This window comes from Enterovibrio norvegicus FF-33, from assembly GCF_000286835.2.
GTDB classification, from domain to species: domain Bacteria; phylum Pseudomonadota; class Gammaproteobacteria; order Enterobacterales; family Vibrionaceae; genus Enterovibrio; species Enterovibrio norvegicus_A.
In genome coordinates this window covers 2034773-2059657 of record NZ_AJYD02000038.1, presented here as the reverse complement: position 1 = coordinate 2059657, position 24885 = coordinate 2034773, and the positions used below count along the sequence as shown (strand labels likewise).

The following is a 24885-nucleotide window of genomic DNA, read 5'->3' as shown; positions in this document are numbered from 1 at the left end:
AGTGTTTTCTCATTCTGAGAGTCGCCTTGACTGTCACTGAGCGAGTTGAATAATCTGTTGGCGCCATGTTTCCATTTGTTGAGGTGTGACTTTTAGCATGGCTTCCCATGTATCCGGCACATCACGTTTCAATTGAGTCAGAAGACGTTTGGCGTCAGGGTTCGTTTGGGCTTTATTCTGCAGCCATAACACCCAGCGATAATCCGTAATACCTTCCATGATGTCGTAGAGCGTGATGTTGATATCAGGTTCTTCAGGACAAGGTTCCTTTGATGGGTAGAGAAACTGCACATCATATTCTCGTCCGTCAGTGGGGTCGAACGGATCGGCGGTTGGCATTCGCCCATGCCATTTGAGAAAGCCGTCAGCGTCCGACTGCCAAAGGTAGAAGCCTGCGGCAGCACGTGGGTTGGGTAAGTTATACAACCACACCTTGCGTTCATCCCGTTGCGCTTGCTGTATTTCGTTTTTGTCCACGCCATAGCCGTCGTTTATCAAAATCAAATCGAACATGGAGAGGTATTCTCTGTCTTTGTCATGGTTTAAATGTCCGGCTAATTTTGCGGACGGGGCAAAGATAGAAAACTGACGATGCATGTCTTTAAATAAATCAACATTACCAGGGTTGCTCGGTTCATCGGCGATTGACCAATACGGCGTGCTTTGCAGACGTTGTTGGTGTTGCTGTTCAATATTCGCTACCACATTGGCTGCATTTCCTGCTCCGAGTGATTGTGTCAGCCGTTTCGCGGGTGTGTAGGCCATGGATTCACGAAAACCCATTTTATTCAGTGTGATAGACATGTCCTCGAACGCTTGAAGTGCCTCGGTGTTTTGTGGCGTGGGGTAAGGCGGTGAGATCCCCGTGAGTCCCAATGTTCTCAAAAAGGTGAGATCACACAACGTGGCTTGATGGCTTATGGCGGCGAGCTCCTTAAACCATCCAAAGTGCACCGACGGTTCAAGATAAATACCAACAGGTTTGGTCATATCAGGCAAAGACGCATTGACCACGTTAATGGAAAACGGTGCCTTTAGGCTTTTACCTTGCATCATCACAAACAGTTCTCCGTGATAAATACCGGGTGGTGTTGCGGTGGGTACATCGACACGAATAACCATGCGGCGCGGCATTGCAACGCCCTCGTTTTCTGGCATTAAGCCATAACGTAAAAAGTCATCATTTGCCTCTAACAGTGTTGAAGAGAGATGCGTCCGCGTTAATTGCCACTGACTCCAGTGCCAATTGGCGGGAATGGAAACACCATTCAACTCGGGTTGGCGCAGCATCACCATGGGTGCGCCGGGAATATTGCCTTGTTCAAACGCAAATTGAAGCACAGCAGATGTACCCGGTGCGACGTTGGTTTCTGTGGTATTGGTTTGTAGGCGAGGTTGTCCGGTTGGCCATTTCTTCCAATTTGCGATGGGCCAATTCTTCTCCCACCATACTTTGCGTTGGCGTGTGAGCATGTCCAAAATCAGCGGGTTACTCTGTGGGACAGCCAGAATGCCACTCATAAACTGGGCATCGGTTGTTTTGCCACTTAACCGCAAGATCACGGGATTGCCATCACTGGAAACGTTGAAAGTGACACGGTCACTTTTACGTTCGCCATAATGTGTCCAACTGCTGCTATTGGGCGAAATATCTACATTGCGCCGGCCAAGGTAGACGTTTTCAATCCATTCAGTCGGTGACATGTTTTGAGTGAATACAGGCTCGCCGTTGGCAGTAATCTTGCGCTGAAGTGGATGGGGAAGGTATTCCCACTCGCCGGCATCGCGAAGCCAAAGGGTGATTTGCCAATTTCCTGCGGGCAGAGGGAGTGCTGCGGATTCGATACCACGTATACCATCAATGGTCAGGGCATCAGCAGCTTGTGCGCGGGCACCTCGATCAATGGCGTTGAGCCCCGGTCCCGTCAACAACCCTGACTTGATGGTGAGTGGTTGAAAGCCCGGCCATATTGCGCTGCCTACTGGGCCAAGGTCCCACGCATACACATTCTCCCCAAGTGGTTTTGGTGTTTCAATTCGTGCATTGGACAGAGCGAAACCGCGCTCACTGTTGCCAGAAAATACGATGATTTGCTGCAGTTTGTTGAGATCCAATTGGCGGCCGCTGGGGGTACGCAAGCTGGCAAACGGGATCTGCAATTCAAAACTACCTTGTGGGATCACACGCTCGATGTTGGCGCGATCTGAGTATCCAGGGTTCTTGGTGTCATCTGCACGTATGACGATAATGACATCGGAAGCGGTCAGGTTATTCCCGGAGATCAACAACATGCTGGTTTGCGATATGTCGATTAACTCGGTTTTATCGAGTCTTAAATCGGCAAGTGCTGGCGTGCAAAGCATCAGTGTTAGCGACAGTAGCCAATGTTTCATGAATTTATCCTCTTCAACTTCAACCTCAATCCAATCTCAATTAATTCACGTCAATGATTCTTCCGCCGCCGTTACCGCCGTTAGGTGGTGCGCTAGGCCCTGAAGGAAGAGGAGGAAACTCTGAGGTCATTTTAGGAACACGGGTCAGAACGGGAGTACCTGTGATGGCTTCCAAGGTTGAAATACGGCGAATAGTGGTATCGGTCAGCTCAAGGAGAACGGCCATGCCGCAACCGAGGAAAAAGCCGCCAATCAATCCTGCAATCGTAAAAATAATCAAAGGAAGGTTGCTGGGTATGCCCGGCGAATAAGGGCGATCGATGATTTTGATGCGCTTGTCTTGCTCGAACACACCGAGGGAGCTGGTCAGGCGCGCCATTTCGTGACGTTCTAGTAATTCTTGGAATAGCTGACGTTTCACGTCAAGGTCGCGTTCAAGCTTACGGATCTTCTGCTCTTTTTCGCCAGATTGGCTGGTTTTGTTTTCCAGTGTGAGGATCATCTTGCGCAAGCTGACGGTTTCTTCATCGAGTGTTTCGACTTTGCTTCGCGCCAGTTGAAGATTCTCTAGTTGTGAAATCAACAGAGGCTGAGATTCGGTACTTGAATTAATGGCTGCGCTGCTGGCCATGTCCCACAGTTTGTCGGTATCAACGGGCTGTTGGTTGGAAGCTAGAAGCTGAGTGCGTTGCTCTTCTAAACGACGTAACGTCCTCAACGCCCCCTGCACCAAGCTGTGTTGATCGGTATAGCGTGATTTGAACATGGCAAGTTCACTGCGATGCTTCACGATTTGATCTTCAATGCGACCCACAACGGGGTTGGTGCTGGAAAGCTGATGATCAAGCCCGCCTAGACTTCTTTTCGCACCCGCCATCTCGGCTTCCTTCTCAGACAATCGTTGTTTCAGTGTCTCGATACGCGCGTAATTGGCGAGCTGTAACTCAGGCAGACCATCAGCATGTTTACTGCGAAAATCTGACAATGCGGCTTCTGCTTTATCGAGTTCTATGCGGCGAAAATCGATGTGTTCGGAAAGAAAGTCGCTGGAGTCTTTCATCGACGAGCGCTCAGGTGCCAGCAATTCTTCGATGACATGGTCGCTAACAATCTGCAACGTCTCTTTCATCCCTTCGGGGGTATTAGAGCGGAACTCAATGCGGATCACGTCTTTGCCTATGGTCGACATGTTGAGGCCGCCAGAGAGCTGGGCAATGGTTTCGTCTATTTTTACGGGAGAGGAATCTTCTTCAATTAACCCGCGTTCCAGCGCCACTTTACCCAAGATATGGCGACTGTGAAGCAGAGTTTGCAAGCCACTGAAGCGCTCTTTCATCTGTGAAGAAACGGACAAGTCTTCGAGAAAGGGGTTCATCTTAGACGTTTCTTGGATCAGCATGGTGGTGTGTGAGTTGTATTTCTTAGGCGTTAGCATGCCAATGGCCGTGCCCATTAACGGAAAGATGATGATGGGCATGATGATCACATAGCGACGACGCCATGCACCATCAAGCAAAATGAGCAACTTATACGTTAACGTATTCATAAAGCATCCAACCATGTGGCAAGCTTTTCAGCCCGCGCATCCCAAGTGTGCGCGCTAACCGCAGTTTGCTGGTGAGCATTGGGTTCTTGCTCGGCCGCATTACGAAGCGCTTTGGCCATTTCTTCGGCGTTCTGTACCACTGAGACAAAGGTGCGATATTCATTCACTGCAGGAAAGGGCGTGCTGATGACAGGCCTTCCCGCAGCGAGATATTCTCGAAGCTTCAGTGGATTACATGCTTTGATTTGGTCGTTATTAGTAAAAGGTAGCAGACTGGCTGACCAATGCTGACTGTAGCCAGGTAGCTCATGGTGAGATTTAGGGCCGAGTAGGGTGACATTGTCGTGTTGCTTGAGCGCCAATGCGGCCTCGCAAGGTTTGCCGATAAATACGAAATCCCAATCGGGAAGAAGCGTGATGGTTTTTGCGAGCATCTTGTAGTCGAGCCATTCTGATAATGAGCCATAAAAACCCGCAATAGGACGGCCATTATTCGGTAAATCTTCGGCGCGAGGACAAGGGGTAGAAAATAGGGAATAGTCGACACCGTGTGGCAGTAAGCGAGTGCATTTATCAGAAAAGCGCGTGAAGAGCGTTTCACTCGCGGTCAGGATAAGATCGGCTTTTTCTACCAACTCCTGTTCGCGTTGAGCCACGGTGTGGTGATCAACCCCTGCCAATGAAGAAAAATCATCACCGCAGTAATACACCAATGACGAAGTACCGAGTTGGTCGGAAACGTCAACAGCGGTAGGAAGTGACGTCCACAAGATAGGATTGTGCAGATTTGCTTGCGCAATGATGGGTGCAAGCTGATTGCGCAGCATACCCGCCGCCAGTTTGCGTCCCAGCATCGTGCGTGGTGCAGGCAACGTAGAAGGGTTCACAACGGTGAGGCTCTGCGGCGTCGCACAGGTTTTTGATGCTCCCTTGTTGCTGACTGAGCGGGTTGTGAGTTTCTGCCAGGCACGTTTGCAATCATTAACCGTCAATGTTGGGCGACGTAAGCCAATGGAATTGACCCAAACAATTTTGCGATCTTGTGACAGGCGGCGGATCAAATGTTGTGTACTGGAGGGTAAACCGCCCCAGTCTTCGCCAAAAACAATCAGGTCGCGTTTCATTGGGTCATCTCCTCGACAGTGAGATTGCGAAGCACTTTAGCCGGGATACCGCCAGCAACGACGTTTGGGGGAAGATCAGACGTGACGACACTGCCTGCTGCGACAATGGTGCCATGTCCGATGGTGACGCCTGCCATGACAGACACGCCGGTGGCGAGCCATACATCGGGTTCAAGAATGATATCGCCGACTTGGCTGTCTAATTCTGGCAGACCAGCAGCGCGATCTTGTGCGTTGATCGGGTGGCCGGGATAGCCCGCAAGAAACGCCCGTCCTGCAATGCGAACGTTGTCACCGATTACCACTTTTCGGCCGACTGCAATGGTGGTCTGCCAGCCGATATCGATGTTATCGCCAATTAACAGCTGTGGTTGTTCGTTGCTGCAGGTGCGACCTGAAAACGTGGTCTGTCCGGAGACGCGACAATCATCACCCATGGAAATGGAAAGAGGGCCACTGACTAACGGCATGCCGCCATAGAGATAAAAGTTTTTGCCTACGTGATGCAGGCGACCTTTAAACACGGGCGTCCACCATATTGTGCGTGTCATGTTTTCCCATAGCCCTTGAGTTAATCGGGTTAGCTGATACAGCGGAACAACAATCAGTTTTGGCGCGGGAATGCTCATGTGGAGGCAGGCTTTTAGGGTACGAAATAGGCCGCGAGCCACAGGGCTGGGGCTGTGCTTTAACCAATGTCGCGTCGCTTGTATGTTCATCGCCTTTCTCCTTGCTATTCCGGTACCAGTGACCGTCTAACAAGTGATAAAGCACGAAGCGAGCCAACTTATTTTATTTCTACTTATCAGAGAGATAGGGGGTATTCGATAAGGGCGGGGGGCACGTTTTTCATTTTGACATTCAAATAGACAAAAGCACGCGTTAAAGAAACCGCTGACTGCGATGATTGCAGTCAGCCGTTGTGAGTGCTAGGCACATCTCGTTGTCGAATGCGCCTATACGGTTTGTCCGGCAAAACGTTTGAATGACAATTTCGGCAGTAACCCAAGTTTTTGGCTTGCCAACATCAAGCTAAGTGGTGCCAGCGCGAGCAATATGATTCGGGTAACCGGTGACCAGTCGAGATGTGATACTGCTAACCAACCAAAACACAAAATGCCAAGTAGGATGAGTGAATATATTGGGTAAGGCAGGTGATATAGCGATTGGCTAACAACAAAAAACAGAACAAAGCGCAGACACTGTGTGAAGGCCAACGCCATCAGTACACCAAACACGCCGTATTCGTGACCCCACCACCATAGCGTTGTTATTGCAACGACAGCCGCTACCGCATTGATCCCCATTTGCGCATAAGTGGTGTCACCTGCAAAGCTGCCAAGGTTGACCAGTTCAGCCATTTCTTTGAACAAAGCTGCTGCTACCAAGAATGCGATAAATTGTGCGGCTAAAATGTAGCTTTCTGGCAGTAGCCAAGTAATGGCGAGTGGCGCGACAAAGGCGACGCTAACGGCAATCAACATCACCGCGACTAAACCGTAGCAAGTAAATTGTGTGGCTTTCTTTCTGCCATCGATGCCGTAGAGAACATCAAAGCGTTTAGGCATCCACCACATCCCAAAAGGTTGAAGCAATAACACCACGGCCAAACCAAACTTGGCGGCCACACCAAATTGCGCCAGTTCCTCTAATGAACTCACGTCTGCGAGCACCCAGCGGTCAAGGCCGTTGAGTGTAAAAGCCATGATGCCGCTTGCCATAATCGGCATGCTATAAACTAACGATTGTCCCGTTACCGAGCGTGAGAATGAAAACCCCGTTTCTTTTAATTGCACAATGGTCAGGATCACGGCTTGCGTTATTGCAGCAATAACGCCCGCTTCCAGCACCCCATCAATGCCTCTGCCATTAAGCAGCATCACTATGGTTAACCCCGCATGCAAAAAGGCGCGGCCTACGGCAACAGAGAAAAACGCGACGGCGCGGTTTTGCATTCTTAGCCAGCCTAATGGCACGGCGATGCAGCCTTCCAATGCCAGCATGAGTAACACCAAGCGCAATTGATAGGTTGTCAGTCCGCCCGGCAAATAGCTGTCGAGCATGGCAGCACCGACCCAACCTAGTGGAATCATTACGGCACAGACCATCAGTGTTAGAGTGAATATTCGAGCCGCCATGGTAATGCGTTCGCGTTGGGTTTTACTGCCACCCACAAAGCGATATAACGCATCTTCAAGCCCTAAACCCACAAGGATACTGCCAAGCGCTGCGATACTGCTGATAATTTCCAGTAGTCCAAATTCTGCTTGTGGCAGTTGGTGAGTGATAAAGGGCAACATCAGCAATGAAATCCCTTTCATCAATGCGATGCTGCTGCCGTAGAGCAGGGTTTGTTTCATGACGGGCGACAACGATTTCATCCTTGTACCTCATTGCGGCTCAATGACGAAAAACGCGATCCTGAGTTGGGCACTAATGCCTCACAGATATCAGAAAAACAATACTCAGCGCGATATTGCTGCGAGACGATATTGGCCGCTTTGCCGATGCACTGAAGGGTTCGCATGTCACTTTGTGCATCGATGAGTGAGCCAGCCAGCGCGTTCACATCGTGCGGTGCATATTTCAAACAGTTCACACCGTGGGTTAATTGGGTATCCCAATAGGCGCCGTCTTCGGGAATGATCACGCACATTCCGGCCGCCATTGCTTCAAGAATGGAAAGTCCAAAGGGTTCTTTGGTGCTGGTGGACACGAAAATGTTGGCGCGAGCGCGAATACCATCGAGGTCATCGGGCGCTTCATACCAGAATACCTTGCTAACGCTTTGTGGCGCGTCACTAACTGTAAGCGTAGTTTGCTCGGGGCGAATAAAACAAATATGTGTTTCAGCACGCTGAGACGGGGGAACACTGCTCAATGCTTGTATCAAGGTGTCCAACCCTTTCCATTTCAACAGAGATGCTGCCCAGAAGACGACGGCATAGTCGTGTTGACACGGGCTTGGCCAAGCACTTTTCGGTAAGCCGTTATTAAACGTTTGAAAGTGCGGGTACGCAGACACATCGTCCGTGTTGCCTGTGGCTTTGAGCGCCGAACACAATGATTCACGGGTGGAATCAAGGTAAAACACATGGTTTGCACGCATCAGACATCGTCCAATGGTACGGGAGGTGGCGACAGGGCCATGAACCATTTGCACGATTCGGTAACTTAAAAAAGGTTTGGCTAGGTACAGCCCTAAATCCACACCAGGGCCGGAAGCGGCAAGGGCGGTATCGATAGTGCCGATAACCAATCGAAACCAAAGCAGTTGTGCGGCGATCAGCAAGTGGCGAGCAAAGTAGGCCAATCCTTGTTCAGCACTTTCTAATCTTGCGGGCATGAATAAGTGTCTAACGTAGGCTTGGGTTTGACGCCAACTTTTGGCATCTGCCGTCAGCACAGACACGCGAACTTCTTTATTTTCAAGCTGCGCCAGCACGTGCTTGGTGGATACCTTTGAGCCCCCTGCAAAAGCGATGGGGTCAAGGATCAGTATGTGTTTTAACTTGCTCATACTGCCACCTCGACTGGATGCGGCTTGCGGTAGTTTTTTACAAACGCAAATGATGCTTTAACCGGTGGAACAAATTGCCAATGACTCATCCATTTGGTAGTCATGGCAGGGTTGTTGAGCAAACCATTGTAGAGTGCTTCGAAAGCCGAGGCATGCGTCTTAATGGTGAAATTCGCGAGCACATGTTGATGACCTTGCACACCAAGTTGCAACCTTTGGTTTTGGTTCACAAACAAATGGTAGATGGCTTGAGCAAGCGCATGCGCATCCTCCGTTGGAACCAATAATCCTGTTTTTTGATGGCTGATAACACTGGGAATGCCGCCGACGCGCGGTGCAATAACGGGGAGACTTGCCAAGCCAGCTTCTGCCAAGGTTAAGCCAAATACTTCTTCGCGAGCACCTGAAATACAAAGGTCAGCGCCACCGCGCATCAAGCCAACCACGTTGTGTTTTTCACCCACGAGATGCACATAGTCGGTGAGATGCGCTTCAGCGATTTGTGCTTCGAGCGCTTTTCTCTCTGAACCTTCGCCAATCACAACTAAGTGAACGGGCAGACGCAGTTCACGCAGTTGCTTACAAGCTTCAATCAGCAGATCGACACCTTTACGATGTATCAGTGAGCAAATGCTCACCGCGACGAATGCATCGCTAGGAAGACCCAGCGATCGTCGAATGTCTTCAACGGGTTGTTTCAGTAAGGCTTCAGTGTCTATTCCGTTAGGAATAACCTGACAACGATCGGGAACGGCCCCATCGGTTAACAGTTGGTCAACCACCGGTTGGCTAACACCAACCGCCATGCTGGCATGATGCAGTCCGAGAGTAATGCGGTCTCTTAGCGGATAGCGAGAATGCAAATGCAGCACTAGAGGAAGCTTGCGAGCACGGGAGACCAAGTTTAACCACTGGGAAGGCGCGCCGCTGTTGGAATGGATCAGAGAGATCTGATGTTCGTCAACAATACGCAATCCTAGACTCACTAATCGGCTGAAACCGATCACGTCCCACTTGGGGGCGCGTTCACCGAGCAGCAGCGTAAAGTTGCTGACATAAACCGGGATATCAAGTGGGCGGACTTCATTGGCGAGTCGTTCGCTGTTACACCAAAGCACTGGCTCGAACAATGTTTTGTCGAGGTGCGTGATGAGGTCAATTAAGCAACGTTCACTGCCGCGGATCCAATCATCACCATAATGGACAAACAGCACTTTTTGAGGGGTAGGTAGAACCTGAGGTGTTAATGTCATTTTCCTTCCTCCAGGTTGTTAATATCAATTCGTGACTTACGGGAATCGTAAGAGTATTGACTTAAAACATTGCAATGATTGAGCCATGTTCCTATCCGACTGATTTACTGGGATTTAAAAGAAAACCGCGATGCATTGCACCGCGGTTGACTGGCTTTTTGTCATTTTGAGAATCACTGGTGAGATTACTTTGCCACGGCGGTATAAGCTTGGAGCAACTGCGGAACCACGGCCTCGGCGGAATAACGTTGTTCGATGGTTTTAATGGCTCGCATGCGCCATTGCGCACGTTGAACCGCATCACTGTTGCGCCACATATGAATGACATTGACCAGGCTTTCAAAATCCCCTTGCTTGATTAACCAACCATTTTGGTCATGTTGAATAAGCTTATCTAACGCACCTACATTAAAGGCTGCGACGGGGATCCCTCGAGCCATGGCTTCTAAAGCCGACATAGGCAGCCCCTCCGCTCGAGAAGGGATCACAAGCAGACCAATGTGAATCCAGACTTTGCGCATATCACTTTGCGCACCATGGAATGTGACGTTTTGTGGAGCTATCCTTTCTAGCTGTTTGCGCATTGGCCCATCACCATAGATATGGAAATCAAGATGAGGAAATCGTTTCGCGAGATGCACAAAACGTTCAGGTGCTTTCTCCTTACTCAAGCGCCCCACAAACGCGATTTGATCGCCATCTGATGGCGGTGTGTTGTGCGTGTTCACGAAGTTATTGGCAAGCTTGGCAGCGCAAGGCAAAGATTCCAGCACGGGTGTGCTCACGGCATAAACTTGATTCGCGAGAAAGGCGGTATGGCGATCGAACCAGTCATAAAGTTTGATTTTCCCTTCTTTGACTTCGCCACTGTGGAAAGTACTGGCACAGGTGATCCCCAATATTTTAGTGATAGGACGAACGAGAATGCCGGCTTTGTAACCATGGGTATGAATGACGTCAGGTTTACCTTTGCGAATGGCTTGCCATAAAGACATGAAGCGACCGTCAAGAACGTCGCAGTGTAAACCGCAATAAAGCAGGCGCTTGTGAACGGGATGTTCACCATAGCTATTGAGAAATACAACAGTGACATCGGTTCGGGCATTACTCAGTCCCAGCGCCAGTTGTTCGACATGAGATTCAATGCCGCCAAACCCTCGGCTGTCCAACACTAGCCAGATTTTCTTTTTGTTCGTTGTCATGCTGTCACCTTCATCCTAGATAAATAGTCCTACGCACAGCTACAGCAAAGATAGTGCCAATGCGTTAACTCATTGATTCAATTTTAATATTAAGGATTTTTTGGTCTAAATAGGGCATCTTGAGTAATCAAAATGACAATCGCTAATCAGCGATTGGTCAAACCGCATGTCAAATTGACGAAAGAAAGGACGGGGTTGGGAGAAAAAGTGAATAAATAGAAAAATCGCGGGGTCTATTACCTAAAGAAAATCGCTAATTTGCTTCGGAACAGTACTCGGCTGAAAGAGATAAAGCCCTTATTTTCCTTGGGATCAATACTTCATGGCCAGTGGTGAACGTGGCACTGTGTGCAATGGCAAACAAGAAACTTGGCAAAGCCTTTGCATTGCTCCTGACAGATTTCTCATAAAAGCACAGAGGCGAGCATGGCAAGTTATTTAGTTACTGGAGGCTGTGGCTTCATCGGTTCACATTTAGTCGAGTCGTTGCTGGCTGACGGTCATCATGTTCGAGTGATCGATGATCTTTCGACGGGGTCACGCGGGAACGTGCCTCGTCACTGTGAACTCCGCGTGGCAGACATTTGTCAGTCGGGTGTCCTTGAAGACGCAATGAAGGAAATGGATGGTTGTTTTCATTTAGCGGCGATTGCCTCTGTCGAACGTTCTAATCAGCAGTGGGTCGAAACGCACGAAGTGAATCTAACGGGCAGTATTCGCGTGTTTGAGGCGGCAAGGGCGGTCAAAACGCCAGTCGTGTATGCGTCTTCGGCGGCTGTTTATGGTGATAATGCGGACATGCCTTTGTCAGAGCGAGCAGTGCTTCGCCCATTGACCGCCTATGGCGCCGATAAGTTAGGGTCTGAATTACATGCGCGTGTTGCGTCGATGGTACATGGTGTGCCAACAACGGGGTTGCGATTCTTTAACGTATTTGGACCTCGCCAAGATCCAAAATCGCCCTATTCTGGTGTGATCTCGATTTTCGCTGACAAAGTGATGGATGCAGAGCCACTCACCATTTTTGGTGACGGAGAGCAAACTCGTGACTTTATCTATGTGGCAGACGTCGTGCGTTTCTTACGCGCAGCCATGAAAGAAGTGTCTGTAACACCTGAAGTGTTTAATGTATGCCGAGGGGACGCCCTGTCGGTCAATCAATTGGCCACAATATTGATGTCACTAACAGGCACGACCGTTGATATGGAATACGTCCCAGCGCGTCGGGGTGATATCCGTACGTCCATCGGTAGCCCGGCAAGAGGGGCGAAAGAATTGACAGTGGTTGCTCAAACCTCTGTCACACAGGGACTGCGTGAACTCCTGAGTTATCTGGCCAATGGCAATCATACTCAGCGGTCGGTTGGCTAATCAGTGCCGTGTTTAAGGGAATACCCCGACAAGGTAATCATCCCGCTATATTTCCCCAGACTTAACCGACCATAAACATAAAAAAACGCCGCGACGAAGCGGCGTTTTCTACTTTTCTGTGTGGTGCGTTTAGCCGCTTAGATGCTATTTTGAAATTGTCACTCAGGCTTCATCGGTTTCCCACGCTTGCTTCTTACGATACAGCGTCGAGGGGCTGATTTGTAGCAACACGGCCGCTTTGAGCACATTGCCACCACAATGGGCGATGGCTTTTTGAATGGCTTCGCGCTCTAAATCACAGAGTGGACGTATACCGTCCTCTGCATCGGGTGATGAGATTTGATTGTCTATTGCGTTGGCATGGTTTACGGGCTCGGGTATCGCCAAATGTGCCAGCGATTTGATTTCCTGATCGCTTAAGGTTTCATTCAATGGTGGCGGAAGTTGTTTGATGCTGACCGCATCGCCATCATGCAATACCACCACGTTACGAATCACGTTTTGAAGCTGACGCACGTTACCCGGCCATGGGTAGTGGCGCAATACCACTTCTGCTTCGGGCGTAAAGCGCGAGAATTTCTTCCCTTCCTCTTGGGCATAGGTCACCAAAAAGCTCGTCGCAATCGACAAAATGTCATCACCACGTTCTCGCAAAGGCGGCATGGCTAAAGGTACAACGTGCAATCGGTAATAAAGGTCTTCACGAAAACGCCCTGCTGACACTTCTTGAAGTGGATCTCTGTTGGTGGCGCACAAAAAGCGAATATCGGCGCTTTCCTCTTTGCTTGCCCCCACTTTTTGGAAGCGTCCGGTTTGAATGAAACGCAGGAGTTTCTTTTGCAGTTCTAAATCCATTTCGCAGATTTCGTCAAGAAACAGTGTGCCGCCTTCAGCTTGAGAAGCGGCCCCTTTACGGTCATTACTGGCACCCGTGAATGCCCCTTTTATATGACCGAAAATTTCGCTTTCCATCAAATCGTGGGGGATCGCACCACAGTTGAGTGCAATGAAAGGCGCGTTGGTTCGAGGGCTTTGGTGGTGAATGGCTTCCGCACAGACTTCTTTGCCTGTGCCGCTTTCTCCTGTAATAAATACAGTCGCTTTGCTGGGGGCTGCAGCATCAATAATGCGATACACATTTTGCATCGGCAGGCTGGAACCAATGAATCCTTGATAGGTATTGCGTTCGAAGTTGCTTTGGATGTCTTCAACCAACCCTTGAAGTCGCGTGCGTTCGAGCTGATTTCTAATCGTGGTTTTCAGACGCTCAGCACTGACGGGCTTTTCGAGAAAATCCACCGCGCCTTGGCGCATTAAATCTACGGCGGTATTGACAGAGCCATGGCTGGTCACCACGATAACCGCGCATGGAATTGCCTGCTCGTTGATCCACTGGAGGATTTTCTCGCCGGACATGTCCGGCAGTTTGAGATCCAGCAAAATCAAATGAGGTGTCGAAACCTGAAGGTGATCAAGTGCAGCTTGGCCAGTTCCAAGGCAAGTAAGCTCAATGGGCTCGTTGGCAAGGTACTGCATATAAAGGTTCGAAAGAGGCTCCGAATCCTCAATGATAAGCACGCGATACGTTGACTTCATGTGAAAAGAATCCCTTTTTTTACTGTCTGCCTACGTCATGCCATCGTAAGGTAAAGGAGACGTAACGTTATGATAGTTATTTATATTCAGCGTAAGACAGACTTGTTCTGTCTACGGTTTATTTCTTTGTGTTGCTTTGCTCGGTAAAGCCGAGAAGCATTCTTTCTTCTAATGCACTTAACGATGCTGGCGCTTCTTTTCCTAACGACGAAGCGATGTCTAAGGCTTGTTCATAGTCTTGATTCATGCATTTTTGTTCTAGTTCACGACAAAGGCTGCACAGTAAACTGTTGCCATGAGACGCGGCGCTGCTGCCTAAGGTGTGCGCCTCAAATTCCAAGGCGTAATAGTCATTTTTAGCGGCTGCGTCCGCGATCTTATCGATGCGTTTTTTTGCATCTGTGATGTAAAAAGCGATCAGATTTGGCACCACGTCTGCTGATGTGTCCTGCACCAATTGGTTTAAAGTACCTTCATTCACCATTTCTTGGCTGGTTGCGGGTGCAAGTGCAGTGTTTGGTTCATCTTGTTCAGGCGCAATGACCATGTCGTTCTGACTCAGAGCTACCGTTTTGGGTTGCCAGCGTGCGAGACAATCTAGAATGGCTTGTCGTGTAAACGGCTTTGAAACGAAATCATCCATGCCCACATCGAGAAAGTGCTCTTTGTCCCCTCGGATAGCATGCGCAGTCAGTGCAATTATCACCACATTCTTGGCCTCAGAATCGAGGGCACGAATACGACGGGTTGCTTCCATTCCGTCCATTTCTGGCATTGAAATATCCATTAATACAATGTCATAAGGAATACTGGAAACGGCTTCGATAGCCTCTAGTCCATTGCTCACGATGTCGGCGGATAGTCCCGAAAATTCCAGCATGGTTCTCAGCACGATCTGATTGGCAGGGTTGTCTTCCGCCATCAATATACGGATATCTTTTGCAATCGACGCATTGATGGGAAGAGGTTCTGGTGTGGTGACAACACAATCATCTTGTAGCGCCAGGTCCAAATTCAATGCAAAACTAAAGACGGAACCCTTGCCGACTTCGGTGACAACCGACAATTCCCCTCCCATTAGATTGACGATTTGTTTGCAAATCGCTAGGCCCAATCCACTGCCTTCATGCCCGCGATCATAGTTACCTTCGGCCATGGTAAATTCGTTGAACAGTGTTGGGAGGTGGCTGCTATCGATGCCGATGCCAGTATCCACCACGTCGATTTGTATCTGACTATAGGTGGAACTTTGATGATTACATGTCAGCGACACTGTGACTGTGCCGCGCTTGGTATATTTAACGGCGTTGGACAACAGATTAAGTAAAACCTGTCGGATCCTGTCACCATCACCAATGAGGTATTGCGGTGCTGAGTCAGAGATTTTAGCCGTGAGTCGTAGGTTCTTTTTCTCCGCTTGAGGGCGCATGATGTCAATAGTTTGATGAAACAAATCAAAGACATCAAACGGGTTTTTCTCAAGCGTTAGTTTACCTGCTTCCATTTTAGAAAAATCGAGGATGTCATTAATGATGGCTAAGAGGAGTTCGCCAGATTCACGCGCAGTTAGCACCAGTTTCTGTTGTTGATCAGTGAGGGGCGTTTCTTTTAATAAACCGAGAACGCCAAGCACACCGTTCATGGGGGTGCGAATTTCATGGCTCATGGCGGCAAGGAATTGACTCTTGGCACGGTTGGCATTTTCAGCCGCCTTTTGTGCCTCTAAGAGAATCTGCTCCGTGTTTTTTTGTTCAGTCAAGTCAAAGAAATGTGCCACGTAGTGGGTTAACTGTTCGTTTTCATCTTTGACTGCCGTGATACTCATACGGACCGGAATGACACGTCCTTCTTTGTGAAGAAACGTAATCTCACCTTGCCAGCTGTCGTTTGCCAATAGTGTTCGCCATATTCCTTTATGAAATGCTGCATCGTGAGGGTTGGCGGTTAGTGATCGCGGTTTTTCACCTTTGACTTCTGTCCCTGAGAAACCCGTTATCTTGGTAAACGCAGGGTTGGTGCGAATGATGTGCCCTTTACTGTCGGAGATAAACATGGCTTCTGAGGATTCAAAGGCATGGGCGGCAATTTTCAGTTCAGTCTGATCTTTAAGTTGTTGTGTGATATCGCGAATGTAGGAGACGAAAATATGCCCTTGCTCAGTCTTGGCGGGCGAGATGGAAATTTCGATGGGAAATTCTCGCCCACTTCGTCTTATGGCCGACAACTCAATACGTTGATTGAGAACGGGACCTTCTCCCGTAGAAAGGAAATGACGCATTCCCTTAATGTGTGCTTCGCGCATGGTTTTTGGGACGATGGTATCCGCCATGGCTTTACCTACCACTTCGTGGCGTTCCCAGCCAAATATCTGCTCTGCTACGGGGCTAAACTCAATGATAATATCGTTGTCGTTCGCCACAATAATCGCATCGTGTGACGCGTTATAAATGGCTTCGTTTTTCTCTTCTATCTGACGTGCTTCACTGTAGGAGTATTTTTGATTTTTAAGCGAAGCGTGTAATGCGTTATAGCTGTTGTCCAGCTTCTCGCGCATTGCGTTGACCATACTCACTGTTTCGCTGACATCATCTTGATAGAAAAACTGAAAGTGAGAAGGGGAATCTGACGTGTCACTGACATCGTGCAATTGCCGAAGTGGGCGAGTAACCGCAACCATCATCATGTGGATCAAAATAATGGAGAGAAGACCGACGCCAAGCGTTCCCCAAATAAGCAAATGTTCAGAGAATAAGGCGACTGGCGTGGGGGAATGATCATAGAACCCAATCACTACCCAACCTTTTGGGTTACTGACATCGCCAATTGGAGCGCTCCTCGTGGCTAGTTCGCCAGATGCGTCCTTATTTAATTGACTGTACGCAATGACATTGCCGTATTGTTCAACGCTGAGAAAAGTGAAGCTTTCTTCTGCGATCACACGATTTGTGAAGGCTTTTAGCCCCACCAGATCTTCATTTTTGATGTAATCGTGTGCTGCAGCTGCCGTAATGTTAGCGATCTGCTGAATATGATTGTCGGGAACGTCAGCGTTGGTTTCGATATGACGATTAAAAGACATGACAATCAGCGCCATGAGAACAAAAGTGAACGCGCAAACGGTGACAAACACAGTTTTAAGGTTGATATTCAGAGCGCCCCCTTACTTGCAGTTTAATTATTGATACTTAAGTGTCAATTTGAAGATGTCTGCGCTTTTGAGTTTAGACCAGTTTGAGCGCTTATATTTTTTCCTGCGGCGCGATTTGGAGCAAAATCAGCGTCGCATCGTCTTTGTGTCGCTCGCCGTAATGTTCAAAGGATTGCATGACCGCCTCAGTTGCTTCATGGAGGGGTAACGCCAGTGTTTGTTGCAGGGCCTCCATCACTTTATCGGTGAGTTTTTGACGCGCAGCGTTGTCTTCGGCGGCTTCAAAAAGCCCATCAGTATAAATGGCGATTCGCTCTCCCTCTTTGACGTCTAATGACAGCACCTCGTATTCTGCGCCATACAATACGCCGGGCAGAATGCCGCCTATGTCTAAGGTTTGTACGTCGTTGGCCGAGACTTTGATGGGAGCAGGGTGGCCGGCGCTGGCAATTTGCATATGGCCATTATTGAACAAAGCGATTGAGCTGCAGGTGAGGATAACCTGTGACAATAAGTTATCTTCAAGGGCGCAGTCTGAAAGGCGATTAAGCAATGTTGCGCAAGGGTCATCTTCCTTTTCGACCTGATACATTAGGCCGCGAAGGTAGCCGCCGTAGGCGTATGAGAAAAACTTAGCCGCCACGTCATGACCCATGACATCGGCAACGTTGAGCATGAGAAAATCGGGGGTGTCGCGGTATAGCACCAGATCGCCGCCACCTATTCCTGTGTTTCTACTCGCAACTGCCAACTCCCAACCGTGTGACGACCGAGGTAAAGAAGGAGTGAGCGCGTTCGTGATTCGCTGATTAATTTTGTTCGTTAATTGGCGATAGATTTGGTCGGATCGATTCAGTACCCGTTGCACACTTTGCATGAGCGACGTTTTGGCCACGGGTTTGACCATGTAGTCATCAATGCCTAATCCCAGCGCATTGTTTCGTGTTTCTGGGTTGTCGGAAAACGTTAAAAAGATAAAGGGTGTGAGCAGGGTGTTGGTATGTTCATGGAGTGCTTTTTTGAGGCTTAATCCGTCCATGCCTGGCATGCGAATATCCGAGATCACGAGGTCAACGGGGTGATGCAATAAAAACGCGAGCGCTTTCTCGCCGTTTTCCGCCTCAAAAATTCGATAGTGTTCAGAAAGGTAAGCACTGTATAAGCGGCGTTGACTGTCATCGTCTTCGACAATGAGTACGGTCGGCTTGGTCGTGATCTGTTGGATAGTCCATTTCAGCGTTAAACGGTTGGTACCAAACGTTGTACGTTTGGTGTATTCCATATCATCCGTCAGGCTTTGTATCAGCGCTAATCCCCTACCTCCCTCTTTTTCCTCAAACGTATCTAAGGTTTGCACTCTGTTTGGCAGCGTTGGGTTCCAACTTTGACCATCATCGGAAAGGTGCAATAACCAAGACTCGTTTTGGCACTCCAATGCCACATCAATGAACGTGGGCTGTGGACTGGCATGATTCACCAAATTGGCCGCAGCTTCTGCAAAACACAGCTGAATTTTGTTGGAAAGATGATCACCAACCCCACGCTTTTTCAGTGTTTCACCAATTTCTTTTCTGGCAGAGCTGACCTTTTTGAGCGTAGCGGGACGACATTGGACATTCACAACCGACACCATGGCTAGATCTCCAACGACAACAAGTGGCTACTTAATATGGCTTTTCTTAGTCGTCCTGTAAGTTTCGGCATGCGTTTAGATAAGCGGCCAATTTCGCGCAAGATTTCGACTTTCAGAGACGGGTTATTCTTATCGTTGAGTACGCAGCCCAGTAAATGTGCGCCTGCATCATTGAGCTTTTTCACGGATTCAGAGGCTTGCGCTTCCGTGGTTTGCCCAGTCATAACGACCATTATGGTGCCGTCTGCGGCAGCGGCGACTCGCTCTGGGGGAATATTATTGGCATTGAGGCGTGAAATTGGCGAGGTGTCAAAAATGACAAGGTCGAAATCTTTGTGCCACTGCTTCACATACTCTTCCAAAGAACCAGGACGGCGTAACTCCATGATAGTTTCGCGTTTAGATGGCGCGATGATACCGGTGAAGTAAGCGTTTTCGCCTGAAACGCCAACTAATTCAGGACTAGGAAGCTGGTGGTTATCATAGGTTGTGACCGTCATACCTTGGCTTTCAAGGCTGGGATGATAAAGGTTCAAATCCACCACCAGTGTGGATTTTCCCGCCAGCAGCGATCGGTGTGCAATGGCACTGGCTAATGACGTTACACCTTCACCAGACTCTGTCGCGGTGAGTGCGAGGGTTTTGTAGTCATTGCGAACAATCTGAAAGTAAATACGCTCAACTTCAATGTTCCATGGAGGGATAATCATCACAGTACTCCTATCAGTGCGGCGATGCCGACGAGTTGGAAGATGTCCGTAATACCTTGACGGATTTTCTCAGCAGTACTCTCTTCTTGGGTAGGCACGTAAACAGTGTCACCCACGCGCAAGACGGGAAGGTCTTGGAAGCGCGCCGTACGGCTAAACTCCGACAGGTCAAAGGTTCGAGCTTGATCACGACAGCAGGACATATTGACGACCGTGATTTTTTCAATATAGGCATTTGAGCTTGGTCCACCGGCTTCTGCCAGCAAATCTAAAATGGTCATGTGGTCATCGAAGTCATAACGACCGGGACGGCTCACTGCGCCAAGAACACGAATGGTTTCTTCTTTAGGACGGTCCAACCAATTGCCGTCCTTTTCAGGGATGTAAATCGTGTCACCAATATTCACTTCAGGCAAAATTGTGGCATCGCCAGTTTCGAAAAACAGGGCGAGATTAAGTCGGCTTACGCGAGCCACCTTGCCATCAAGATGGGTGATACGAATGTTGTGTATATCAGCGGATGCGGTTGGGCCATCAGCGGCGGAGAGAATATCCAAAAAGTGCATCTCTTCCGTGAATTTATAGCGCCCTGGTGCGCCTACTTGCCCGAAGACATAAATCGATGTGTCTGAACTTTGGCGAACCCATTTTGCTTTGTTTTCCGTGGGGTCGTCAGGAAGATCATGTACACGTATCGTAGAGCCGGCATTGACCGGGGGTAATTCTGAATCGGACAGACCGTCGCGAATAAAGGTGTCGAGGTTAAACACGAACACCTCAGATTTTGTGGGAGAGACAGGCGTGACCACTTCGATCTTGCTGGTGTCAGCGCGTGATGTTGGCCCCCCTACGTGGGCAAGTAAATCCAGTAGTGACATCTCACTCGACCATTCCACGCGGCTTGGGCGTACCACTTCACCGAGCACGCGTACCGCTCTGTCAGGGGACACTTTCAACCAAGACTTTTCATTCATGTCGAGTTTTTCAGGAACGAAAATGGCGTCACCCGGCTGCACCAGTGGCAGTGGACCCGTCAGTTTTCCTTCTGAGAATAAAGTCAGATCGAAGGGCACCGTGTTGCCATTCGCTTTAATAATGCGTATCTGCCGGCTTTCAGCAAAACGAGTTGGGCCACCGGCATTGGCGAGAATATCGATAAAGGTCGCGCCTTCTTTACCTTCATAGGCGCCGGGCTTGGCGACTTCACCCATCACATAAACTGTGTTCGAACCGGTTTTGATTTCTTCTTCTTGTTTAGGCACAAAAATGGTGGAACCTTCAACAATGTTGGGCAGTAAGTTTTCGTCGCCGCTGTCCAGATACTGCTTCAGATTGAAAATGCGAGGCTTGCTTTGAGATATAACGCGGATTTGCTCAACCGCCGCAAAGCGTGTTACGCCGCCCGCGCGCATCAATAAATCCACTAAATTGTTTTCTTCTTTGGCGGAAAAACTGCCGGGGCTAATGACTTCGCCAAATACTTTAATGGCTTTTCTGTCCTCGGCGGCGTCACCGGAATCAGCCAGTTGTGATGGGTCGAAGCTTTGTTCAACATTACCCGTCATCGGGGAGGCAGGAATAAACATAGTATCGAGCGACTTGAGGTCGGGTAACAAACTGTCATCGCCCGAATCTAGGAACTTTTTGTAGTCAAAGATAAGGATTTCTTCACCACGACGAAGCTGAAAACGGTCGAGTTGTGCGCCGGGGCGAAGCCCTCCCGCCGCATACAGTGCCATTTGAATGGACGCGTTATCTTTTAGGGTGAATTCACCGGGCTCAGCCACATACCCTTGAATGGTAACAAGAAGCTGGCGTTTGCTCACGAATACTTGAAGGGAAGACAAATCGCGGATCACTGAGCCTAGTGTCTCTTGCACCGCTGCGGACAGTTCGGTTTCTGTCATGCCTGCCGCTTCAATCATGCCGACTTCGGGCAGTGTTAGGCGGCCTTGGCGGTCAATTTGAAACTCTTGATTAAGCGTGACTTCACCCGGCAACATGATGGCGATCTGATCGCCAATTTGCGCTTGATACTCATCTGCATGTGCACTAATGACACTCAGCATTGAGAACAAGATGAAAGTCAGGAGGCGTTTCATTGTGAGCCTCCTAGGCTATTGTTGGCTTTTGAGCGTTCAATCAATTCTATGGACACACGACGATTGACGAGACGTTCTTGCGGGGCGTGGCCTTTAAATAAAGGATCGTTAGCGCCGACGGCAGCGACGGTTAACCGTGATGGCGCAATGCCAAAAATCTGCAAATATCGTTTTACTTGATTGGCTCGAGCAAGTGACAGTGCTTGGTTTGCTGCTTCATTACCCACGGAATCGGTATGACCAGTAATGTGCAGCGAATATTGTGGGAGTTCTCGAAGCAGATGCGCCGCTTCGGCCAAGTGACCCATGTATTTGGGGTTTACTGCTGGTGAGTTAAACGCAAATTGGTTATCGATATTGAGTAGTGCATCAATTTCTGTCGCCAGCGCCGCAGATGAGGCATAGCTGATGTCACCTGGTGGGCTGCATGCGCCGCTATGTTTTACGGCATCGAGTTGTTTTTCAAGACGCTCAAGAGCAGCGCGTTGAATAATGAGGTCGTTAGCGGCGTCGAATTCTAGGTCACCGTGTAATTCTCTAACAATGCGGTCTTGCATACGACGAGCTTGCAATACAGTGGCGGGGAAACAGAGTTCGGCACCTTCCAGTACCAACACATCTAAATGGCGAGCGGATAATTCCCATTCAAAACGCAATCCATGCTCTGGCCCCAATGGTTGGTCGGCTAAAACCGGAGAGAGCGCTGAATAGTGATGTTCGGCCATGCCACCTTGACCGTGATCGGGAAACATTGAGCAACCTGATGACAGAGCTGTGATGGTGATGAGCGCGAAAATTTTTCTCATGACGTTTCCCTTGTCAGGTCAGCGTGCAATTAACTAGCGGGTGCCGCTTCAACTGAAATTGCGCTGTTAATGCGCAACAGTTGAATGATTTCCATAGGCTGACCGTGAACATGGGTAAGCGCCAAGGTTTTTCCGCATGCTTTCAATCGTTTAAACAGGAACACAATGGCACCAATGCCGGAACTGTCTAAAAAGTCCACTTGGCCGAGATTTAACGTGATATCAGATAAAGGATCTGCGCCTACCAGCGCATCGAGTTCAGGTTGAAGCTCACTACAGCCTTGAGCATCCATGTCCCCTTGAATGAGGATGAGAAGGGAGTCATCAGGTTGTTGGATACGTTCGATTTGCATGTTGTATAGCCTCTCCGTTATGAGCACATGTTCTTAAGCGAAATGCATGCCAAGTATTTTTATTCTTATTAAACATAAGGATATATTTACTTGTTCATGAGGGGACAGGGAGTTTCTCATTCTGACAATGAAATTGGGAAAAGCCATTTTGGCATGTCCCAATTTCATTCTCTTTGGCTCACAATGATGTTAGTGACTTGCTCGTATCTCTAAAAAAAAACACCTGTCCATTTTTAAAGATAGTTTTAAACTCTCGAAAGCGACACTTAGTTATGCTCGAAGACACGCGTTATGCCTTGAAACTGATATGTTTTCGCCCTGTCCAGTTGGTGATGACATCAATCATTGTTTGTTTGTTGACGGGTTTGGCGAGGAAGTCATCCATGCCTACTTGGCGACATTTGTTTCTGTCTTGTGCGCTGACATTCGCGGTCATGGCGAGAATGGGCGTGGTACGTCCTTGTTCATTGAGGTCACGAATAGCTTCACATGCGGTGAATCCGTCCATTTCTGGCATCTGTAAATCCATCAAAATGATTTCATAGTGTGCGTTTTCGATGGCTTTAATCGCTTCTTTACCGTTGCTTGCTATTGATACCTTGAATCCAGCGTTTTCCAACATAGTCTGTGCCACGAGTTGGTTGGCGGGGTTATCTTCGACCAACAATATAGTGGTTTCATTTTCTGTTGTGGTCGTTTTGAACGCTTTGCGTTTCGTGCTTGCTTGTAAAGCATCTTCTGGGTAGTGCATTTCACAGGGCAGAGTAATGGTGAATACGCTGCCGACTCCCACTCTGCTTTCTAGTGTGAGTTCGCCACCGAGTAACTCAACCAACCGTTTTGAAATCGCCAGCCCCATGCCTACACCACCATAGGTACGAGAAAAGGTTGCGTCCTTTTGTTTGAAAGGTTCGAAAATAAGGGTTTGATACGCGGGTGCAATCCCGATGCCTGAATCAGAGACTTGTAATTTCAAGCCCTTGGGATAGACATGACTCATGGTTAATTCGATTTCGCCTTCTTGTGTAAACTTGAGCGCATTGCAGATTAGATTCGTGAGTATTTGGCTGATTTTCCCTTTGTCAGTGACGGCAATGAATCGATGGTTGAGGCGATCATCAAGAACCATGTCGATGTTTTTAGCGCGGGCATTTTTTTCAAACATCGACATCACGTTTTTGCCTAAAGCGCCGACGTCAAATTCTTCGCTAAAGACTTCAAGCGCACCAACATCAATTTTGGAGTAATCGAGGATGTCATTGAGCTGACTAAGCAGCAATTTGGCAGCGTCATTTGCCATTTTGGTTAAAGGTTTACAATGCACAGGTAACGTTTCTTCGTTCAAAATGTCGATAGCACCCAAAATAGCGTTCATCGGAGTACGGATTTCATGACTCATCGTGGCAATGAATTGTGATTTAGCAATATTTGCAGCTTCAGCGGCTTCTCGGGCGAGCTTTAATTCTGCTTCGCGTTCTTGCTGTCTTTTTAAGTGAATGTCCAAGTCTTCCACGCATTGGTTCAATCGAGAAATTTCATCGTGTGCCGACGAGTGATAGTCGTTCGTTTTTGCAAAACCGAGTAGGCGGCGGTTAATACGCGAAAGTGGGCTGAAAATTAGAAAATGAGAAACAGCAAATATCAGAAGACTCAGCAGCAACAGGGTTAATGCCACGTAGCCACGGATTTGATTACCGTGCTGCGTAATGTCCTGCAGCATCTGTTTTTTGCTCATGGATATTTGCATAGAGCCTATGTATTGGCCCTTTACACTGACGGGATTGACAAAATTTAGCGCCATCGGGTTGTCATCATGCGGCTTGTCACCCCATTGGCCAATTTCGACGCCTTGGTCTGTGATAATGGAGACATAACACAGATCGGGATAGTGTTCGGCCATCAGCAATAACTTCTGATTTAGTGTGCCGGGTTGCTGCGTCACAATATCGTCTGAAAGCGCCGAAATGAGAGCAGAGAAATTCGCTCGGATCTGTGTGTCCATGCGGTTTTCGAGGTAATTGCGTTCAAACCCACGAGCCGCTTCACCTGCCATATAACTCAGTCCGGCAGTCAGTACGAGGACAGAGGCAATGTATTTAAGCCAAAGAGGTAAACGCTTCATAGTAA

17 protein-coding genes are annotated in these 24885 nt (G+C 48.7%); 1 reads left to right on the top strand and 16 read right to left on the bottom strand.

The genetic code is table 11. From position 1 onward, the window contains the following. Positions 1-33 precede the first annotated feature (33 nt). From A1OO_RS17350 to A1OO_RS17315, 8 genes are all read right to left on the bottom strand, one after another. Positions 34-2394 carry a hypothetical protein gene (locus A1OO_RS17350; RefSeq protein ID WP_017003837.1) on the bottom strand — a complete coding sequence of 787 codons (2361 nt, stop codon included), beginning with the start codon at positions 2392-2394 and terminating at the stop codon, positions 34-36. 40 nt (positions 2395-2434) lie between these two features. Further along, positions 2435-3940 (bottom strand): GumC family protein, encoded by a 1506-nt coding sequence (locus tag A1OO_RS17345; RefSeq protein ID WP_017003836.1) that lies wholly within the window; start codon positions 3938-3940, stop codon positions 2435-2437. Beyond that, entirely contained in the window at positions 3937-5064 is a 1128-nt protein-coding gene (locus A1OO_RS17340; RefSeq protein WP_017003835.1) for a glycosyltransferase, read from the bottom strand. Before A1OO_RS17340 ends, A1OO_RS17345 begins: the two co-directional genes overlap by 4 nt. Further along, positions 5061-5783 carry an acyltransferase gene (locus tag A1OO_RS17335; protein ID WP_017003834.1) on the bottom strand — a complete coding sequence of 241 codons (723 nt, stop codon included), beginning with the start codon at positions 5781-5783 and terminating at the stop codon, positions 5061-5063. The genes A1OO_RS17340 and A1OO_RS17335 overlap by 4 nt, the downstream gene beginning before the upstream one ends. Positions 5784-6020: 237 nt before the next feature. Next, positions 6021-7445: a lipopolysaccharide biosynthesis protein gene (locus A1OO_RS17330; RefSeq protein ID WP_016959171.1), complete on the bottom strand. Its 1425-nt coding sequence runs from the start codon at positions 7443-7445 to the stop codon at positions 6021-6023. Next, positions 7442-8584, bottom strand: a complete 1143-nt coding sequence (locus A1OO_RS17325) for a glycosyltransferase family 4 protein (protein WP_016959172.1) — start codon at positions 8582-8584, stop codon at positions 7442-7444. The genes A1OO_RS17330 and A1OO_RS17325 overlap by 4 nt, the downstream gene beginning before the upstream one ends. Beyond that, a complete protein-coding gene (locus A1OO_RS17320; RefSeq protein WP_017003833.1) occupies positions 8581-9837 on the bottom strand; it encodes a glycosyltransferase in 1257 nt (418 codons plus the stop codon). Before A1OO_RS17320 ends, A1OO_RS17325 begins: the two co-directional genes overlap by 4 nt. A 185-nt stretch (positions 9838-10022) precedes the next feature. Next, positions 10023-11039, bottom strand: a complete 1017-nt coding sequence (locus A1OO_RS17315; RefSeq protein WP_016959174.1) for a glycosyltransferase family 4 protein — start codon at positions 11037-11039, stop codon at positions 10023-10025. A 426-nt stretch (positions 11040-11465) separates the two neighbouring features. On the opposite strand from A1OO_RS17315, the gene A1OO_RS17310 reads away from it, so the two are divergent. Continuing rightward, positions 11466-12410, top strand: a complete 945-nt coding sequence (locus tag A1OO_RS17310; RefSeq protein WP_017003832.1) for an NAD-dependent epimerase/dehydratase family protein — start codon at positions 11466-11468, stop codon at positions 12408-12410. Positions 12411-12572: 162 nt separating this feature from the next. Here the strand turns inward: A1OO_RS17310 and A1OO_RS17305 are convergent, their stop codons facing one another. From A1OO_RS17305 to A1OO_RS17270, 8 genes are all read right to left on the bottom strand, one after another. Next, a complete protein-coding gene (locus A1OO_RS17305) occupies positions 12573-14006 on the bottom strand; it encodes a sigma-54-dependent transcriptional regulator (protein WP_017003831.1) in 1434 nt (477 codons plus the stop codon). A gap of 118 nt (positions 14007-14124) precedes the next feature. After that, positions 14125-17085: a PAS domain-containing hybrid sensor histidine kinase/response regulator gene (locus tag A1OO_RS17300; RefSeq protein WP_241819160.1), complete on the bottom strand. Its 2961-nt coding sequence runs from the start codon at positions 17083-17085 to the stop codon at positions 14125-14127. Between the two features lie 160 nt (positions 17086-17245). Beyond that, positions 17246-18775: a SpoIIE family protein phosphatase gene (locus A1OO_RS17295; protein WP_241819159.1), complete on the bottom strand. Its 1530-nt coding sequence runs from the start codon at positions 18773-18775 to the stop codon at positions 17246-17248. Positions 18776-18789: 14 nt separating this feature from the next. Then, on the bottom strand, positions 18790-19497 hold the full coding sequence (locus A1OO_RS17290) for a tyrosine-protein kinase family protein (RefSeq protein ID WP_017003829.1): 708 nt from the start codon (positions 19495-19497) through the stop codon (positions 18790-18792). Continuing rightward, entirely contained in the window at positions 19497-21599 is a 2103-nt protein-coding gene (locus tag A1OO_RS17285) for an SLBB domain-containing protein (RefSeq protein ID WP_017003828.1), read from the bottom strand. Before A1OO_RS17285 ends, A1OO_RS17290 begins: the two co-directional genes overlap by 1 nt. Next, positions 21596-22405, bottom strand: a complete 810-nt coding sequence (locus A1OO_RS17280) for an OmpA family protein (protein ID WP_017003827.1) — start codon at positions 22403-22405, stop codon at positions 21596-21598. The genes A1OO_RS17285 and A1OO_RS17280 overlap by 4 nt, the downstream gene beginning before the upstream one ends. A gap of 29 nt (positions 22406-22434) precedes the next feature. Next, on the bottom strand, positions 22435-22758 hold the full coding sequence (locus A1OO_RS17275) for an STAS domain-containing protein (RefSeq protein WP_016959182.1): 324 nt from the start codon (positions 22756-22758) through the stop codon (positions 22435-22437). 289 nt (positions 22759-23047) lie between these two features. Then, positions 23048-24880 (bottom strand): response regulator, encoded by a 1833-nt coding sequence (locus A1OO_RS17270; protein ID WP_017003826.1) that lies wholly within the window; start codon positions 24878-24880, stop codon positions 23048-23050. Positions 24881-24885: the final 5 nt, after the last annotated feature.